The sequence below is a fragment of the Mycolicibacterium frederiksbergense genome, from assembly GCF_012223425.1.
GTDB lineage: Bacteria > Actinomycetota > Actinomycetes > Mycobacteriales > Mycobacteriaceae > Mycobacterium > Mycobacterium frederiksbergense.
On the sequence record NZ_CP038799.1, the window covers coordinates 3,253,090 to 3,270,808 of the forward strand.

At 67.4% G+C, this 17,719-nt stretch carries 16 protein-coding genes; 9 read left to right on the forward strand and 7 right to left on the reverse strand.

Features of this window, described 5'->3' with window-relative positions:
* The first annotated feature begins 1 nt into the window (after nucleotide 1).
* From EXE63_RS18700 to EXE63_RS18710, 3 genes are read left to right on the forward strand one after another with little or no spacing between them, the layout of a single operon-like run.
* Nucleotides 2-1,354 carry an MFS transporter gene (locus tag EXE63_RS18700; protein ID WP_168143142.1) on the forward strand — a complete coding sequence of 451 codons (1,353 nt, stop codon included), beginning with the start codon at nucleotides 2-4 and terminating at the stop codon, nucleotides 1,352-1,354.
* Entirely contained in the window at nucleotides 1,351-2,097 is a 747-nt protein-coding gene (locus EXE63_RS18705; RefSeq protein ID WP_168143143.1) for a 3-hydroxybutyrate dehydrogenase, read from the forward strand. Before EXE63_RS18700 ends, EXE63_RS18705 begins: the two co-directional genes overlap by 4 nt.
* Nucleotides 2,094-4,013, forward strand: a complete 1,920-nt coding sequence (locus EXE63_RS18710; RefSeq protein WP_234904183.1) for an acetoacetate--CoA ligase — start codon at nucleotides 2,094-2,096, stop codon at nucleotides 4,011-4,013. Before EXE63_RS18705 ends, EXE63_RS18710 begins: the two co-directional genes overlap by 4 nt.
* Here EXE63_RS18710 and EXE63_RS18715 read toward each other — a convergent pair.
* Nucleotides 3,994-5,274 carry a 13E12 repeat family protein gene (locus EXE63_RS18715; protein WP_168143145.1) on the reverse strand — a complete coding sequence of 427 codons (1,281 nt, stop codon included), beginning with the start codon at nucleotides 5,272-5,274 and terminating at the stop codon, nucleotides 3,994-3,996. The genes EXE63_RS18710 and EXE63_RS18715 overlap by 20 nt on opposite strands.
* 86 nt (nucleotides 5,275-5,360) lie before the next feature.
* On the opposite strand from EXE63_RS18715, the gene EXE63_RS18720 reads away from it, so the two are divergent.
* A complete protein-coding gene (locus tag EXE63_RS18720; RefSeq protein ID WP_168143146.1) occupies nucleotides 5,361-6,188 on the forward strand; it encodes an alpha/beta fold hydrolase in 828 nt (275 codons plus the stop codon).
* On the opposite strand, the gene EXE63_RS18725 is transcribed toward EXE63_RS18720, so the two are convergent.
* Nucleotides 6,154-7,350: a pyridoxal phosphate-dependent aminotransferase gene (locus EXE63_RS18725; RefSeq protein ID WP_168143147.1), complete on the reverse strand. Its 1,197-nt coding sequence runs from the start codon at nucleotides 7,348-7,350 to the stop codon at nucleotides 6,154-6,156. The two genes, EXE63_RS18720 and EXE63_RS18725, sit on opposite strands and share 35 nt — an antisense overlap.
* Nucleotides 7,351-7,393: 43 nt before the next feature.
* Between EXE63_RS18725 and EXE63_RS18730 the strand changes: the two genes are divergently transcribed.
* Complete coding sequence (locus EXE63_RS18730) at nucleotides 7,394-7,951, forward strand: isochorismatase family protein (RefSeq protein WP_168143148.1); 558 nt, start codon at nucleotides 7,394-7,396, stop codon at nucleotides 7,949-7,951.
* A 284-nt stretch (nucleotides 7,952-8,235) separates the two neighbouring features.
* On the opposite strand, the gene EXE63_RS18735 is transcribed toward EXE63_RS18730, so the two are convergent.
* The 5 genes from EXE63_RS18735 to fadD3 all read right to left on the reverse strand — a co-directional run bounded on the left by EXE63_RS18735 (nucleotide 8,236) and on the right by fadD3 (nucleotide 14,014).
* Nucleotides 8,236-9,327: an IS110 family RNA-guided transposase gene (locus tag EXE63_RS18735; RefSeq protein WP_168143149.1), complete on the reverse strand. Its 1,092-nt coding sequence runs from the start codon at nucleotides 9,325-9,327 to the stop codon at nucleotides 8,236-8,238.
* Nucleotides 9,328-9,452: 125 nt separating this feature from the next.
* A complete protein-coding gene (ipdE2, locus tag EXE63_RS18740; RefSeq protein ID WP_168143150.1) occupies nucleotides 9,453-10,388 on the reverse strand; it encodes an acyl-CoA dehydrogenase IpdE2 in 936 nt (311 codons plus the stop codon).
* 2 nt (nucleotides 10,389-10,390) lie between these two features.
* Entirely contained in the window at nucleotides 10,391-11,344 is a 954-nt protein-coding gene (locus EXE63_RS18745) for an acyl-CoA dehydrogenase family protein (RefSeq protein WP_168143151.1), read from the reverse strand.
* On the reverse strand, nucleotides 11,344-12,474 hold the full coding sequence (locus EXE63_RS18750; protein WP_168143152.1) for an acyl-CoA dehydrogenase family protein: 1,131 nt from the start codon (nucleotides 12,472-12,474) through the stop codon (nucleotides 11,344-11,346). Before EXE63_RS18750 ends, EXE63_RS18745 begins: the two co-directional genes overlap by 1 nt.
* 1 nt (nucleotide 12,475) lies before the next feature.
* Nucleotides 12,476-14,014, reverse strand: coding sequence for a 3-((3aS,4S,7aS)-7a-methyl-1,5-dioxo-octahydro-1H-inden-4-yl)propanoate--CoA ligase FadD3 (gene fadD3 / locus EXE63_RS18755; protein WP_168143153.1), 1,539 nt, complete (start codon nucleotides 14,012-14,014; stop codon nucleotides 12,476-12,478).
* A gap of 47 nt (nucleotides 14,015-14,061) precedes the next feature.
* On the opposite strand from fadD3, the gene ipdE1 reads away from it, so the two are divergent.
* From ipdE1 to EXE63_RS18775, 4 genes are all read left to right on the forward strand, one after another.
* Nucleotides 14,062-15,210: an acyl-CoA dehydrogenase IpdE1 gene (gene ipdE1 / locus EXE63_RS18760; RefSeq protein WP_168143154.1), complete on the forward strand. Its 1,149-nt coding sequence runs from the start codon at nucleotides 14,062-14,064 to the stop codon at nucleotides 15,208-15,210.
* The gene (gene ipdF, locus EXE63_RS18765) at nucleotides 15,207-15,998 is read left to right on the forward strand and encodes a (5R,7aS)-5-hydroxy-7a-methyl-1-oxo-2,3,5,6,7,7a-hexahydro-1H-indene-carboxyl-CoA reductase (RefSeq protein ID WP_168143155.1); all 792 of its coding nucleotides are present in this window, start codon (nucleotides 15,207-15,209) and stop codon (nucleotides 15,996-15,998) included. Before ipdE1 ends, ipdF begins: the two co-directional genes overlap by 4 nt.
* Nucleotides 15,999-16,063: 65 nt before the next feature.
* Nucleotides 16,064-16,729: a response regulator transcription factor gene (locus EXE63_RS18770; protein ID WP_168143156.1), complete on the forward strand. Its 666-nt coding sequence runs from the start codon at nucleotides 16,064-16,066 to the stop codon at nucleotides 16,727-16,729.
* A complete protein-coding gene (locus EXE63_RS18775) occupies nucleotides 16,726-17,718 on the forward strand; it encodes a HAMP domain-containing sensor histidine kinase (protein WP_168143157.1) in 993 nt (330 codons plus the stop codon). The genes EXE63_RS18770 and EXE63_RS18775 overlap by 4 nt, the downstream gene beginning before the upstream one ends.
* The last annotated feature ends 1 nt before the right edge of the window (nucleotide 17,719 follow it).

The window sequence follows — 17,719 nt, forward strand, 5'->3', positions numbered from 1 at the left end:
TATGTGTGCTGCCGATCACAATTCCGCTCAGACCTCCGGCTTGAAACGCGTCGTCACCGCATCCATGGCCGGCACGGTCGTGGAGTGGTACGAGTTCTTCCTGTACGGCACCGCGGCGACGCTGGTGTTCAGCAAGGTGTTCTTCTCCGAGACGACCAGTGAGCTCAACGCGATCTTCCTGGCCTTCGCGACCTACGCGGTGGGCTTCGTGGCACGCCCGCTCGGCGGCATCGTGTTCGGCCACTACGGCGACAAGTTCGGTCGCAAGAAGCTGCTGCAGTTCTCCCTGCTGCTCGTCGGCGCCGCCACCTTCCTGATGGGCTGCCTGCCGACATTCGGGCAGATCGGCTACTGGGCGCCGGGACTGCTGGTGATGCTGCGCTTCATCCAGGGTTTCGCCGTCGGCGGTGAATGGGGTGGCGCGATCCTGCTGGTCGCCGAGCACAGCCCGAACAACCGGCGCGGATTCTGGGCCAGCTGGCCGCAGGCCGGAGTGCCGGTGGGCAACATGCTCGCCACCGTCGTGCTGCTGGTGCTCACCGCGACACTGTCGGAAGCGGCCTTCCTGTCCTGGGGCTGGCGGGTGGCGTTCTGGCTGTCCGCGGTGGTCGTCCTGGTCGGCTACTACATCCGCACCAAGGTCACCGACGCACCGATCTTCGTTGCGGCACAACAGGAGGCCGAGCAGATCAAGGCCACCTCGTTCAGCGTCGTCGAGGTGCTCAAGCGCTACCCGCGTGGTGTGTTCACCGCGATGGGTCTGCGATTCGGCGAGAACATCATGTACTACCTGGTGGTCACGTTCTCCATCACCTACCTGAAGGTGTCGGTGGGCGCGGACACCAGTTCCATCCTGTGGTACCTGCTGTTCGCACACGCGGTGCACTTCGCCGTGGTACCGGTGGTGGGCTACCTGGCCGACCGCTTCGGCCGGCGCCCGGTGTACATGGTGGGCGCGGTGCTGGGCGGCACCTGGGGCTTCTTCGCCTTCCCGATGATGAACAGCGGCAACTACGTCGTCATCACCGCCGCGATCACCCTCGGCCTGATGATCCACGCGCTCATGTACGCGCCGCAGCCGGCCATCATGTCCGAGATGTTCCCGACCCGGATGCGCTACTCCGGGGTGTCCCTCGGCTATCAGGTGACCTCCATCGTGGCGGGCTCGCTCGCGCCGCTGATCGCGGTGAAGTTGCTCGACATCTACGACTCCCCGGTGCCGATCTCGATCTACCTGGCCATCGCCTGCGCCATCACTCTGGTCGCGGTGCTCTTCACCCGGGAGACCAACGGCATCGACCTGCGGACCCTGGACGACGCCGACGCGCGGGACATCGCCGAGGCGCGTGCATGAGTGAGCTCTCCGGTAAGACCGCCCTGGTCACCGGCGGCGCCAGCGGCATCGGCGCGGCATGTGCACGCGAACTGGCAGCCCGCGGTGCGCATGTCACCGTGGCCGACCTGGACGGCGACGGGGCCGGCGCACTGGCCGACGAGATCGGCGGCACCGCATGGGCGGTCGACCTCCTCGATGTGCACGCCCTGCAGGACGTGGTGCTGCAGACCGACATCCTGGTGAACAACGCCGGAGTGCAACGCGTCGCTCCCATCACCGAGTTCCCGCCGGAGGCGTTCCGCATGCTGCTGGCGTTGATGACCGAGGTACCGTTCCTGCTCATCCGGGCCGCGCTGCCGCACATGTATGACGCGGGCTTCGGCCGGATCATCAATGTGTCATCGGTGCACGGACTGCGGGCATCGGAATATAAGGTCGCCTACGTGACCGCCAAGCATGCACTGGAGGGACTGTCCAAGGTGACCGCCCTGGAGGGCGGCCCGCACGGAGTGACCAGCAACTGCGTCAACCCCGGATATGTGCGAACTGCGCTGGTGGACAAGCAGATCGCCGATCAGGCACGCACCCACGGTATCGACGAGCAGCAGGTCGTCGAACAGATCCTGCTGAAGGAGAGCGCCATCAAACGACTGGTGGAACCCGCGGAGGTGGCCTCGCTGGTGTGCTGGCTGGCCTCCGAGCAGGCCGGCATGGTGACCGGCGCGTCGTACACGATGGACGGCGGGTGGAGCGCCCGGTGAGCGCCGCGCCGCAGTGGGAGCCCACCGCCGCCGATGTCGCCGAGGCCCGGGTCACCGATTTCGCCCGGTTCGCCGGGGCCCCGGCCGAGTATCACGCGCTGTGGCAATGGTCGGTGGATGAGCCGGCGGCCTTCTGGGGCGCGCTGTGGGAGTACTTCGGGCTCGGTGAGGTGCCCGGTGAGGTACTGGCCAACACCGACATGCCCGGCGCACGGTGGTTCCCCGGCGCGCGGCTCAACTTCGTCGACCAGGTGGTCCGGCAGTCCCGCGCCGACCGTCCCGCGATCCTGTGTGCAGGTGAAGACACCCCGACCGTAGAGCTGTCCTGGACCGAACTCCTGAGCCGCACAGCGGGATTCGCCAAGTCGCTGACCGATCTCGGCGTGGGCGCCGGTGACCGGGTGGTCGGCTATCTGCCCAATATCGCCGAAGCGGTCATCGCCTTCCTGGGCACCGCCGCGGTCGGGGCGGTGTGGAGTGCGTGTGGTCAGGACTATTCGGCCAAGGCGGCGCTGGATCGGCTCGGTCAGCTCGAACCGGTGGTGCTGGTGACCACCGACGGGTACCGGTTCGGCGGCAAAAGCCACGACAAGAGCGCCGATGTCGCCGCGCTGCGGGCCGGGCTGCCCACGCTGCGCGCCACCGTCTCGGTATCGCGGCTGGCTCCCACGCCCAGTGACCATCTCGACTGGGACGCGGTGACTTCCAATGGCGGTGAACTGGTCACCAGCGCCGTCGCTTTCGACCATCCGCTGTGGATCCTGTTCTCCTCGGGCACCACCGGCCTGCCCAAGGGCATCATCCACGGTCACGGTGGAGTGCTGCTGGAGCACCTCAAGGCCGTTGCCCTGCAGAGTGATATCGGCGAGCGCGACACCTTCTTCTGGTACACCAGCCCGAGCTGGATGATGTGGAACTTTCAGATCGCCGGGTTGCTGGTCGGCGCCACCATCGTCTGCTACGACGGCAGTCCGTCCTACCCTGCGCCGGATGCACTGTGGGCCATGGCCGCCGACGTCGGTGCGACCGTGCTCGGTACCAGCCCGGGATATGTGCTCGGCTGCATGAAGGCGGGCGCAGTCCCGCGGACCGAGCACGATCTGTCCGCGTTGCGGACGGTCGGGATCACCGGGTCATCGCTACCGCCCTCGACGTCGTTGTGGATGCGCGACAACATCGGTGAGCATGTTCAGGTCGCGTCGATCAGCGGGGGCACCGACGTGGTGTCGGCCTTCATCGGCGGCGTGCGCACGGTGCCGGTGTGGCCGGGGGAGCTGTCCGCCCCATTTCTCGGGGTGGCACTGGACGCCTGGGACGAGTCGGGCAATCCGGTGCGTGGCGAGGTGGGAGAGCTGGTCGTCACCAAGCCGCTGCCGTCCATGCCGGTCGCCTTCTGGAATGACCCGGACGGATCACGGTACCGCGACGCCTATTTCGAGATGTTCCCGGGTGTCTGGCGCCATGGTGACTGGATCACCATCACCGATCACGGCAGCGTCATCGTGCACGGTCGCTCCGACTCGACCCTGAACCGGCACGGTATCCGGATGGGCAGCGCCGACATCTATCAGGCGGTGGAACGACTGCCCGAGATCGCCGAGGCACTGGTGATCGGGGCCGAGCAGCCCGACGGTGGTTACTGGATGCCGCTGTTCGTGGTGCTTGCCGACGGTGTCGAACTCGATGACGCGCTGCGGGAGAAGGTCAAGAACACCATTCGCACCGAGGTCTCCCCGCGCCACGTTCCCGATGACATCATCCTGGCGCCGGGTATCCCGCACACCCGCACCGGCAAGAAGCTCGAGGTGCCGATCAAGAAGCTGTTCCAGGGGGCGGACGCCGCGAAAGTGGTGGAACGCAGCGCCGTCGACGACCCGGACTTGCTGGAGTGGTACGTCACGCAGCGTCGAACCTGACCATGTCGACACTCAACCCGCACTCGATGACGCTGACCGTCCTGATCGGCGGCCCCGGCAGCGGCGGGGCGGTCGATCGGTAGACGGCGCCGGTGGGCGTGCGGAATTCGGCGGTGTGCACGCCGTCGGCGTCGGCGGTGGTGACCGACCAGCCGGGTGCGTCCTTGGCATAGTTGCACGCCTCGCATTCGCCGAGCCCGTTCAGAGCACTCGTGGGGCCACCCCGATGCGCCGGGCGGGCATGGTCGTGGTGACGGATCGGCGCATCGCAATACGGTGTGCGGCAGGTCCGGTCACGTAGTTCCAGAAATGTGGCCAGGCCCTTCGGGAAGATTCGTGCCTGTGACTCCATGGCCACCAGCTGCCCGCTTCGCGGGTGGCGGTACAGCCTGCGCAACATCGTCTTCACCGCGGCGTCCGCGGCGGCATCACCGGTCATCCTCCGCGCAAAACCGGCCGGAATGGGTCCGTAGTCGGCGAGCCACCCGGGTGCGTCGTCATCGCCGGCCAGGGTGGTGTCGGCCAGCACCAGGTTCAGGGTCATCGGCACCAGTTGTTCGGCCGGTCGGCCGGTCACCCGTTCGATCAGGGTGTCGGCCATGATCTGGCCGCGCGACCGGTCATCGAAAGTGGTGTCGGCTGCACGCTTCAGCGCGGCGTACACCGCCACACCCTGAGCGACGGGTAGCAGTGCGGTCACGTAGGTCATGGTGTCCGGCGCCGGGCGGATGGTGACGCAGCGGTCCTTGGCGGCCTTGGCCGACCGCGCGAGGACCGCCTCGACATCCAACCTCACGACGATGGCTTTGGCCTCGGCCACCACGCGCTTGTCGCCCCAGCCGTCCAGCCGGGACGCATCGGCACACAGCTCGGTGTCGAACTCGCGGCGGTGTTCGACACTCAGGCAGGCCGATTCACGCACGATCAGGGTCGCCCGCCATTCCGACAGCGCCCCACATTCGAGCGCGGCCAAGGTGCACGGCATCTCGTGCACCAGTGCCTTGGCGAAACCGAGGTGCTGGTCGCCCTTCTTGGTCGAATCGCGGCGCGCCAGCCCTACCTCTGCGGCCAGACCCCGTCCGCGTTTCGCCGCCGGGACCCCGGCGACGGCCTCGGCCGCGCGCCGCTTGGCCGCCCACAGCGCCGTGGCTCGGGCCTGCGCCGCGGCCGCCGCCGCCTTGAGCCGTTCGAACCGCTCGACTTCGGCCCGCAACTCCGCCTCACCGGCAGCCGGATCGATGTCGAACACACTTTCGAACACATCTGGAATGCTATCTGCTGCCACCGACATGTAATGGTGGCTAGCGGTATCGACATCACCCTGCCGAGCGAGCAGAGTTATCGCCCATGAGCATCCTCACCACCGCCGACGGCACCGACATCTTCTACAAGGACTGGGGGACGGGCCAGCCGATCGTGTTCAGCCACGGCTGGCCGTTGTCCTCCGACGACTGGGACACCCAGATGCTGTTCTTCCTGGGTCAGGGTTACCGGGTGATCGCCCACGACCGGCGCGGGCACGGCCGGTCCACCCAGACCCCGGGCGGTCACGATCTCGACCACTACGCCGACGACCTGCACGCCCTCGTGGAGCACCTCGACCTGCACGACGCCGTCCACGTCGGGCACTCCACCGGCGGCGGCGAGGTGGTCCGCTTCCTGGCCCGCCACGGCGAGAGCCGAGCGTCGAAGGCCGTCATCATCAGTGCGGTGCCCCCGCTCATGGTGCAGACCGAGGCGAACCCGGAAGGCTTGCCCAAGAGCGTGTTCGACGGTCTGCAGGCGCAGTTGGCGGCCAACCGCTCGGAGTTCTACCGCGCGCTGCCCGCAGGCCCGTTCTACAACTTCGACAAGCCCGGTGTCGAGTCGTCCGAGGCTGTCATCGCCAACTGGTGGCGCCAGGGCATGATGGGCGACGCCTTCTCGCACTACGACGGGATCGTCGCCTTCTCGCAGACCGATTTCACCGAGGATCTGAAGAAGATCACCGTGCCGACGCTGGTGATGCACAGCACCGACGACCAGATCGTGCCCTACGTGGCGGCCGGGCCGAAGTCCGCGGCGCTGCTGCAGAACGGCACCTTGAAAACGTACGGTGACAACTTCCCGCACGGCATGCCCACCACGCACGCTGACGTGATCAATGCCGATCTGCTGGCATTCCTGAAGTCCTGAGCCATGGTCCCAGGCGCTCCAGCGCGGTGGTGATGTCGGAGGCCGCGCCGGCGAAGGACAGCCGGACGAACGAGCCGCCGTGCACGGTGTCGAAGTCGACACCGGGCGCGATGGCAACACCGGTGTCGGCCAACAGCTTTGCGCAGAAACCGAGGGAGTCCGTCGAGTATCGCGAGATGTCGGCGTACACGTAGAACGCGCCGTCGGCCGGGGCGAGCCGGTCCAGGCCGATCTCGGCCAGGCCGGTCAGTAGGAGATCCCGGTTCACGGTGTACTCCTGCACCAAGGCGTCGGCCTCGGCCAGTGACGCCGGATCGAACGCGGCCACCGCCGCCAGCTGCGGAAGCGTCGGCGGGCAGATGGAGAAGTTGCCGGTCAACCGGTCGACCGCCCGGCGCAGCGGCTCCGGTACCAGCAGCCAGCCCAGCCGCCAGCCCGTCATGGCGAAGTACTTCGAAAAGCTGTTCACCACAATGGGGTTGCGTGATGTCTCCCACGCGCAACTGGTCGCCGGTGCGCCCGGATACACCAGGCCGTGGTACAGCTCGTCGCTGACCAACTGCACGTCGCGCTCATCGCACCAGTTCACGATCGCGGCCAGGTCGGCGGGCGGGATGACGGTGCCGGTGGGGTTCGCCGGGCTGGCGATGATCAGCCCCTTGACCGGTGGGTCGAGGGCGTCGAGCATCTGCACGGTGGGCTGAAAGCGGGTCTCCGGCCCGCACGGCACCTCGACCGGCTCACAACCGAGGGCGGACAGGATGTTCCGGTAACACGGGTAGCCGGGGCTGGTCACCGCCACCCGGTCACCCACGTCGAAACAGGACAGGAACGCCAACAGAAACCCGCCGGTGGACCCGGTGGTGACGACGACCGCGTCGGGGTCCACATCGATGCCGTGCCGGTCGAGGTAGGACGCGGCGATCGCCTCGCGCAGCTGTGGAATGCCCAGCGCCACGGTGTATCCGAGGTTGTGGTGTTCCAGCGCCTCGGCGGCGGCCGCCCGCACCGGTGCCGGTGCCTGTGCACTGGGTTGGCCCGCGGACAGGTTGACCAGGTCGCCGTGTGTGCGCTGCCGTTCGGCGGCTGCCAGCCACACGTCCATCACATAGAACGGCGGGATCCCGGCGCGCAGCGCCACCCGGCGGGTGTTTGCGGTCATCGGAACGAGGTTAGTCTCCGGCCGCGGCGGCTACTTTGGAGACATGACCACTCTGAAGAACCGCCCGAACAGCGCCCTGCTGGTGATCGATGTCCAGCACGTCGTCGTCGCCGACGCGGTCAGGCGCGATGACGTGGTCGGCGCGGTCGGTCGACTGGTCGAGCGGGCGCGATCGGAGAACGTCCCCGTGGTGTGGGTTCAGCACTCCGATGACGAGATCGAGCGGGGCAGCGACGGTTGGCGGATCGTCGAGGAGCTGATGCGCGAGGACACCGAACCGTTGATCGAGAAGAACCACGGCGATTCGTTCGAGGGCACCACGCTCGAAGGCGTTCTGGACAGCCTGGCGGTCGGTCGCCTGGTGGTGGTCGGCGCATCCAGTGACCAGTGCATCCGGTCGACCATTCACGGCGCCTTCGCCCGCGGCTATGACGTCACGCTCGTCGGTGACGCGCACACCACCAGCGATCTGACGCAGTGGGGCGCCCCGCCGCCGGAACAGGTGATAGCGCACACCAACCTGTACTGGTCCCATCAGACCGCACCGGGCAAGACCGCCACCGTCGTCGATGCGAACGCCGTGACCTTGGGCTCGGCCTGATATGTAGGGAAGTTTGTCAATAGGCAGGGTGAGGCGCCGCCGGGAAAGTTATCCCCGGCGGCGCCTCGTTGCTTCCTGGGTCCGTGTGGTGAGCGTGTCGGTTGGCGACGCGCGGTCAGACTGATATGCGCGGATTGGTTACCGCAGGACGGTGTTTCGGCTGGATCGTATCCGCGTGTCTAGAATCGAGCGTCGGCCCCCTTTCAGGGGTCTGCTCATAGGCCGGTCGCGGGTCGATCCACGCGCTGCCACCACCGTGACCAAGGAAGCAGCTTGGGTGGCGGTTAGTCGTCCATGACCGCCAGCGACCAGCACCAGCCGGCCAGTTCGCGGGCGACCGCAACATTGGCCACCGTGGACCGCTTGCGGCGGGCCAGAAAGCCCACCCACCGGTGATGCAAGCGTCGGTTGCCCTCGTCACCACGGGCACGGGCGGCGACCGGGGCCAGGTCCCACCGTGACCGCATCACCGGTCCGACACGATAGCGAGGTCGGTGATGCCAGGCTGCTTCGACGAGCAGGCGGCGTACGTGGGTGTTGCCGGTCTTGGTGATCGGTCCCTGCACCCGTGCCGAACCCGACGAGTGTTCCGAGGGCACCAGTCCGACGAAGGAGCCGATCGTGTTGCCGGTGAATCTGTTCCAGTCGCCGATCTCAACCGCCAGTGCGAAGCCGGTCAAGGTGCTTACGCCGCGAAGACACGACACCCGACGCACGATGGGGGTGAACTCGCTGTCGGCGGCGACTTCGTGGATCGCTGCGTCCAAGCGGTCGCGTCGGGCCTGCAGCATCAGTACATGCTCGTAATCGGCGTCGAAGGCCATCCGTGTGGCTGGCATCTGCAACCGGGTCACAGCATCAGTGCGCAGCCAGCGATCATGGGTACCCGTCCAGGCGTGGCCGCCGTAGTAGACGATGCCGTGGCGCAGCAGCAGCTTGGACAGTCGATGACGGGCCCGCATCAGATCACCGCGGCAGTCTTCGCGAGCGCGCACCAGATCGCGGCATGCTTCCTGGTTCAGGCTCGGGATCGCCACCGAGGTGACCTCGTCTAAGCGCAGCAGCCGGGCCAAGTGCAAGGCGTCGCGAGCATCGGTCTTCACCCGATCTCCGGCGGGTTTCTGCAGCTTCGATGGTGCGAGCACCTCGCACCGAATTCCTGCGCTGGTCAGTGCGCGATACAGTCCAAAACCCGTGGGGCCGGCCTCGTAGGCAACCGCCACCGGACCAGGCATCTGTTTGATCCAGTCCTGGATGTGCTCGTAAGACGGCGTCAACCGGGTCTGGGTCACCTGACCGGTCATCCCATCGATTGCTGCCGCCGCGACCGAACGTGCGTGCACGTCCAGCCCAATACTCGTACGCTCAGTGAACACCGGGGCCTCCCACCACTGTTGGATAGACCGGGCGGGCCCACTACCCACCCGGTAACCCACGAACATGGGTGAGCGAGGCCCCGGCCCGCAACCCCCGACAACAGCCGACGGTCACCTCATACCGTCTAGAAGACTTCGGCTTCCAGCCGGCGCAGATGCTCCCGCGGCGGCCCGAGCAACTGCGCGCTGCCATGGGCGCGCTTGAAGTACAGCTGGATATCGTGCTCCCAGGTGATGGCGATACCGCCGTGCATCTGGACGGCTTCCCCGACGACGGAGGTCAGCGCCTCACTGGCGAAGACACGGGCCAGCGAGGCCGAAGCGGGCGAGGGTTCGGCGATGGCGTCGTAGACGACGGCACGTGCGGTCTGGACGGCCACGTACAGATCGGCCATCCGGTGCTTGAGCGCTTGGAAGCTGCCGATCGGACGTCCGAACTGCACCCGGTCCTTGGTGTAGGCCACCGTCAGGTCCAGCGCACGCGCCGCGGCGCCGATCTGTTCGGCGGCCAACAGCAGCGCCGCGGTATCGGCCAGCCCGGGATCGCTGCCCAGCGGTGTGGTTTCGCCGGCGGTCACCGACGACAATCGACGGGTCAGGTCCATCGTGGACTTGGCCTGTGCGGTGAAGGTGTTCCAGCGCGTCAGGTTCGCACCGTCCGCGGCGATCATCACGTCGGCGATATGGCCGTTGATGACGTACTCGGGATCGAACACCACCGCCCCGATGGAGGTGCCCTCTGCCAGACCTTCCAGCGGCTCATGGTCCTCGGCGCTCAGCAGCGCCACCTCGGCCAGGGTTGTCCCCAGCAGCGGGGTGGGGACCAGCGCCTTGCCGAGTTCCTCCAGCACCACTGCGGCGTCGGCGAGTTCGCCGCCGGCGCCACCGAGATCTTCAGGCACGACAAGTGCTGCGGCGCCGACCTGTTCACACAGCAGCTTCCACAGTGCCTCGTCGTAACCGCGCTCGGATTCCATCGCACGCCGCACGGCCTCGGGGTTGGCGTGCTTGTCGACCAGCGCGGCAACGGTGGAGCGGAGCAGTTCGCGTTCTTCACTCATGACTAGAGAGCCTCCAGCAGTCGGCGGCGGTGCAGGGTCGGGTCGCCCCAGGCCGAGCGCAGCGCCTGCACCCGAAGCAGCAGCAGCGACAGGTCGTGCTCCTGGGTGAAGCCGATGGCGCCGTGGGTCTGCAAGGACGAGCGGGCGGACAGCAGTGCCGCGTCGGCGGCCGCGACCTTGGCCGCGCTCACATCGCGGGCGGTGTCCGCGGATGAGTCGGCCAGCGAGAGCGCCGCGCCGTAGACCAGCGGGCGGGCCATCTCGAGGGCGATGTGCACGTCGGCCAGCTTGTGCTTGATCGACTGGTAGGAGCCGATGACGCGGCCGAACTGGGTGCGCTGCTTGGCGTAGGCCACCGACTGGTCGAGCATGGCCTGCCCCGCACCGATCAGCTGAGCCGCGGTGGCCAGCACACCGAACTCGTACGCGCGCGCGGTGTCGGCAGTCCGCGCGGCCCCGGAAGCGCTGACCTCGAACAGCTTGCGCGCCGGATCCACCGAGTCATACGCCGCACCGGCGACGGCATCGAAAACCTGCCCGTCCTCGCCGAGCAGCACCAGATCGGCGAAATCGGCGTTGACGGCGTGGCGGACCTGCGGCGGCAGTGCGACGGTGGCGATCGATTCGCCCGCGGCCAGGGCGGCGGACCGGTCGTCATCGCTCAGCAGCAGCGGTGCGACGATGATCGACTCGGTGACCGGTCCGGGCACCGCCCAGTAGCCGAGACGTTCCAGTGCCACCACGGCATCGACCGGGTGCGCATCGATACCGTCGAACTTCTCGGCCACCAGGAGCGCGGTGACACCGAGTTCGGCGAGCTGATTCCAGACCTTGCGGGCCGGTGTGGTGTCGCCGTCGGCCCAGGCGCGGACCGCGGCGGGGACGTTCGCCGCACCCAGTGCGGCGTCGATGCTGGCCGCGAAATCGCGCTGCTGTTCGTCGATCTCGAAATTCATTACTTCGGCTCCCGGGGCAGACCGAGTAGGCGCTCGGCGATGATGTTGCGCTGGATCTCGTTGGTACCGGCGTAGATCGGGCCGCCCAGGGCGAACAACAGGCCCTCGGTCCAGTCGTCGACGATCTCGGCGTCCGCGCCCTGCAGGTCCAGGGCGGTCTGGTGCAGCGCGACATCCAGGTCGGACCAGAACACCTTGGTCACCGAGGATTCGGCGCCGAGTTCGCCGCCGCCGGCCAGCCGGGTGACGGTGCCGAAGGTGTGCAACCGGTAGGCCTGTGCCTTGATCCAGGCATCGGCCACGCGGTCGGTGAACACCGGGTCCGGATTGGATTTCCACCGTGCGACGAGGCGTTCGGCCGGGGCCAGGAAGCGGGCCGGGCTGCGCAGCGACATGCCGCGCTCATTGCTCGATGTGCTCATCGCCGCACGCCAACCGTCGTTGACCTCGCCGATGACGTCCTCGTCGGGGACGAACACGTCGTCGAGGAAGACCTCACCGAAACCGGTGTCGCCACCGAGCTGCGCGATCGGCCGGACGGTGACACCGTCGGCGTGCAAGTCGAACATGAAATAGGTGAGGCCCTTGTGCCGCTGGGCCTGCGGGTCGGAGCGGAACAGCCCGAAGGCGCGTTCACCGAACGGGGCCCGCGAGCTCCAGATCTTCTGGCCGTTGAGCTTCCAACCGCCGTCGACCCTGGTGGCCGTCGAGCGCAACGAGGCCAGGTCGCTGCCGGACTCCGGCTCGGACCAGGCCTGCGCCCAGATCTCCTCGCCGCTGGCCATCTTCGGCAAGACCCGGTCCAGCTGTTCCTTGGTGCCGTGCGCGAACAGCGTCGGCGCCAGCATTGAGGTGCCGTTGGCGCTGGCCCGCCCGGGCGCGCCGGCGCGGAAGTACTCCTCCTCGAACGCCACCCACTGCAGCAGGGTGGCGTCACGCCCGCCGTACTCCTTCGGCCATGCGATCACCGACAACCCGGCGTCGAACAGCACCTTGTCCCAGCGGCGGTGCTGCTCGAAGCCCTCACGGGTGTCATATGACTCGGTCGGGAAGGACTCCCGGTTGGCTGCGAGGAAGTCGCGGACCTCGGCCCGGAACTCCTCGGTGCCCTCATCGAAATTCAGATCCATCTCAGGCTCTTCCGTCGATCTCACGGAGCAGTGGTTTGACCACTTTGCCTCCTGGGTTTCGCGGCAGAACATCGAGGAACGCCACCGAACGCGGCACCTTGAAGTTCGCCAGATGCTCACGCGTGTAGGCGATCACGGCCGCCTCGTCGAGCTGGACGCCGGCCTTGGCCACCACGAAGGCCTTGCCGACCTCGCCGAGCCGCTGGTCGGGAACCCCGATCACCGCGGCCTCGGCCACCCCGTCCAGGCGGGCCAGCACCTGCTCGATCTCGGCCGGGTACACATTGAACCCGCCGCAGATGTACATGTCCTTCAACCGGTCGGTGATGGTGAGATTGCCTGCCGCGTCCAGGGTTCCGATATCGCCGGTGTGCAGCCAGCCGTCGGCGTCGATGGCCGCGGCGGTCGCCTCCGGGTCGTCGAGGTAGCCGATCATGACATTGGGACCGCGCAACAGCACCTCCCCGGACTCAGCGAGACGCAATTCGAAGTCGGCGATCGGGCGACCGCAGGTGGTGGCCACGGTGGTGGCGTCGTCCTGGGCGCTGCACATGGTGCCGAAGCCGGCGGCTTCGGTCAGGCCGTAGGCGGTCAGCACGATGTCGATGTCCAGCTCGGACTGCATCCGCTCGATCAGCACCACCGGCACCACCGCAGCGCCGGTGACCGCGAATCGCAGTGAGGTCAGATCGTGCTCGGCGCGGCGTGGATGGTCCAGCAGCGTCTGGTAGATGGTCGGCGGGCCGGGTAGCACGGTGATCCGGTGTTCGGCAACGGCTTTCATCGCCTGCTCGGGATCGAAGGTGAGCAGTGGGTAGAGCGTTGCGCCGGTCTGCAGACAGGCCAGGATGCCGGCCTTGTAGCCGAAATTGTGGAAGAACGGGTTGATGCACAGATAGCGGTCTGCGCTGGTGACCTCACCGCAGGCCGCCCAGGCCGCCGAAGCGTCCAGCGACTGGCGGTGCGCGCAGCGCACACCCTTGCTGCGGCCGGTGGTGCCGGAGGTGAACAGGATGTCGGACACGTCATCGGGTGAGACGGCGGCGGCGCGCGCATCGACCTCGGTGAGATCGGTCCCGCGGGCCACGAAGGAGTCCCACGAATCGTCGCCTGTTTCCTTCCTGTCGATCGGTACCCGCACGATATCTCGCAGCGCGGGCAGTGCGGTTCGGTCGAGTTGGGTGCTGCGGTCAGCCCCGAGGAACTCGCCGGCTGCAATCAGCAGGGGAGCCTCCGTGCGGGCCAGGATGTCGGTGGCCTCACTGGCGGTGTAGCGGGTGTTCAGCGGGACGACGATCGCACCGGCGTAGTGGGTGGCCAGTGCGGCGACCACCCAGTGCCAAGTGTTGGGCGACCAGATCGCGACCCGGTCGCCGACGGCGACCCCGAGGTCGATCATCGCCGCGGCGGCCCGTCGTACCTCGTCGCGCAGCTGACCGTAGGTGAGTCGTTTATCCGGCGTGACCAGCGCGTCATGCTCGGTTAGCTGTACGGCAATCCGGTCCAGCACCGCTGGAACGGTCCGCTCTACGCTCGTCATTGACGCTCCTCTAACAAAGCAAGTGCTTGGTAGGTTAGCCTACAGGGGTGATAGAGGTCGAGGACTTCCGGGCCGAGGTCCGGCAATGGCTCGCCGATAATCTCGTCGGCGAATATGCAGCGCTCAAGGGCCTCGGAGGTCCGGGCCGTGAGCACGAGGCATTCGAAGAACGGCGTGCGTGGAACCAGCATCTGGCCGCCGCGGGCCTGACCTGCCTGGGCTGGCCCGAGGAGCACGGTGGTCGCGGTCTGACCGTCGCGCACCGGGTGGCGTTCTACGAGGAGTACGCCAAAGCGGACGCCCCCGACAAGGTCAACCACTTCGGCGAGGAACTGCTCGGTCCCACGCTCATCGCGTACGGCACCCCCGAGCAGCAGCAGCGCTTCCTGCCCGGCATTCTCGACGTCACCGAACTCTGGAGCCAGGGCTATTCCGAACCGGGCGCCGGCAGTGACCTCGCCAATGTGTCCACGTCTGCAGAGCTCGTCGGCGACGAGTGGGTGATCAACGGTCAGAAGGTGTGGACCTCGCTGGCGCACTGGGCGCAGTGGTGCTTCGTGGTGGCCCGCAGCGAGAAGGGGTCCAAACGGCACGCCGGGCTGTCCTTCCTGCTGGTGCCGCTGGACCAGCCGGGTGTGCAGATCCGGCCGATCATCCAGCTCACCGGCGACTCCGAGTTCAACGAGGTGTTCTTCGACGACGCCCGCACCGAGGCATCCCTGGTTGTCGGCGAGCCCGGCGACGGCTGGCGGGTGGCGATGGGTCTGCTCACCTTCGAGCGTGGCGTGTCCACCCTTGGCCAGCAGATCCGTTACGCCCGTGAGCATGCCAATCTGGTCGAGCTGGCCAAACGCACCGGCGCGGCCGACGATCCGCTGATCCGGGAGCGGTTGACCCGATCCTGGACCGGGCTGAAGGCCATGCGGTCCTACTCGCTGGCGACGATGGACGTCGAGCAACCCGGCCAAGATAACGTGTCGAAACTGTTGTGGGCCAACTGGCATCGCGAACTCGGCGAGATCGCCATGGACGTGCAGGGCACCGCGGGACTGACCCTGGACAACGCCGAGTTCGACGAGTGGCAGCGGCTGTATCTGTTCTCCCGTTCGGACACCATCTACGGCGGCTCCAACGAGATCCAGCGCAACATCATCGCCGAGCGGGTGCTCAGCCTACCCCGAGAGGCCAAGGGATGAAAGACCTTTCAGTCGCACCACAGGAGATCGAGGGCCACGGCCTGCTGAAGGGCAAGGTCGTCCTCGTCACCGCGGCCGCAGGCACCGGTATCGGGTCGACCACCGCGCGCCGCGCGCTGCTGGAGGGCGCCGACGTCGTGGTCTCCGACTTCCACGAGCGCCGCCTCAACGAAACCCGCGAGGAGCTGGCCGCGCTCGGTCTCGGCAAGGTCGAATCGGTGGTCTGCGATGTCACCTCCACCGCGGCGGTCGACAACCTCATCACCGAGGCCGTGGCCAAGGCCGGGCGCATCGACGTGCTGGTGAACAACGCCGGCCTGGGCGGACAGACACCGGTGATCGACATGACCGACGACGAGTGGGACCGCGTCGTCAATGTCACGCTGACCTCGGTCATGCGCGCCACCCGTGCCGCGCTGCGTTACTTCCGCGATGTCGAGCATGGTGGTGTCATCGTCAACAACGCCAGCGTGCTGGGCTGGCGCGCCCAGCATTCGCAGTCGCACTACGCCGCCGCGAAGGCCGGGGTAATGGCGCTGACCCGTTGCAGCGCAATCGAAGCCGTCGAGTTCGGGGTCCGCATCAACGCGGTGTCGCCGAGCATCGCCCGGCACAAGTTCCTGGAGAAGACGTCCTCCTCGGAGTTGCTGGACCGACTGGCCGGCGACGAGGCCTTCGGCCGGGCCGCCGAACCGTGGGAGGTCGCGGCCACCATCGCCTTCCTGGCCAGTGACTACTCCAGCTACCTGACCGGCGAAGTGATCTCGGTGTCCAGCCAGCGCGCCTAGTTTCTCCACAGAACCTTCACAAACGCTGCCTGAAAGCACCACAGCCTGCGCATACAGTGCACGGTGTGAAGCGAATCCTGGTGGTCGACGACGAGCCGACCATCCTCGCCGCGGTGGCCGACCGGCTGCGCGCCGAGTCGTTCACCGTGGACACCGCGGTTGACGGGCCGTCCGCCGTCGCCGCCGCCGCGGCCACCGCGCCGGATCTGGTGGTCCTCGACGTCATGCTGCCGGGATTCGACGGCCTGGAGGTCTGTCGCCGTATCCAGGCCGAACGGGCTATCCCGGTGCTGATGCTGACCGCCCGCACCGATGAGACAGACATGCTCATCGGCCTGGGCGTCGGCGCCGACGATTACCTGACCAAACCGTTCAGCATGCGAGAGTTGGTTGCCCGGGTACAGGTGCTCCTGCGCCGGGTCGAACGTGCCGCTGGGCAGCAACCGCTCGCCGTCGGTCCGTACCGGATCGACCTGCAGGAACGCCGGGTTCATGACGGCGATCGGGAGATCTACCTGACCCGAACGGAATTCGATCTGCTGGTGTTCCTGGCTGGACGGCCCCGGGCCGCGGTCGACCGCGAGACGCTGCTCGAGCACGTGTGGGGCTGGGCCGCCGAGGTGGAGAGCCGCACGGTCGACAGCCATGTGAAAGCGCTGCGGCGCAAGCTGGGTCCCGATTTGATCCGTACCGTGCACGGGGTGGGCTACGCCCTGGAGATCCCCAGATGACCGCCCAGGACTGGTGGGACAAACTGCCCCGGCCATTGGATCCGCTGGCATCCTTCAAGGTCAAGACCACCCTGCTGGTGGGCAGCGCGATCACCTTGGCGGCATTCACGTTCTGGATCGGCGCCAGCTGGCAGTTCCGCTGGGCACTGCTGGCGGCACTGACGACTTCGATGCTGTTCGTACAGTTCCTCGCGCACGGTATGACGTCCCCACTGCGGCAGATGACGGCCGCGGCGCGAGCGATGGCGCGCGGTGACTACAGCATCCGGGTGCGTGCCACCTCACGGGACGAGGTCGGCCAGCTCGCGTCGGCGTTCAACCAGATGGCCGCGGATCTCGGCGCCGCCGACGAGTATCGGCGCGGCCTGATCGGCAATGTCTCCCATGAACTTCGCACCCCCATCGCGGCCCTGCAGGCGGTGCTGGAGAACATCGTCGACGGCGTCGCCGAGCCCGACCCGAACACGTTGCGCACGGCGCTGAAGCAGACCGAGCGGCTCGGGGAGCTGGTGACCGACCTACTCGACTTGTCTCGCCTCGAGGGCGGCGTAATCTCCCTGCAGCTCAGCAGGTTCGGCGTCGAGGAGTTCCTGCGCGACGCCGTCGCGCACACCTCAGTCGAGGTCATCGTCGACTCGCCAGGGCTGACCGCGGTGGCCGACCCGGCGCGACTGCGCCAGGTGGTGGTCAACCTGGTGGACAACGCCATCCGGCACAATCCACCCGCTGGGCGGGTGTGGGTGCGTGCGCGCGCCGGCTCGGGGCTGCAACTGGATGTCGGCGATGACGGTCCGGGCATCCCCGCTGCGGAGCGTGAGCGGGTGTTCCAGCGGTTCACCCGCGGTGACACCTCCGATGGCGGTACCGGCCTGGGCCTTGCCATCGCCCGCTGGGCAGTCGAGTTGCACGGCGGCACCATCGAAGTACTGGACGCAGCCAGCGGCTGTCAGATCCGGGTGACCATCCCGGACAGGGAGGAACTCTCGTGAC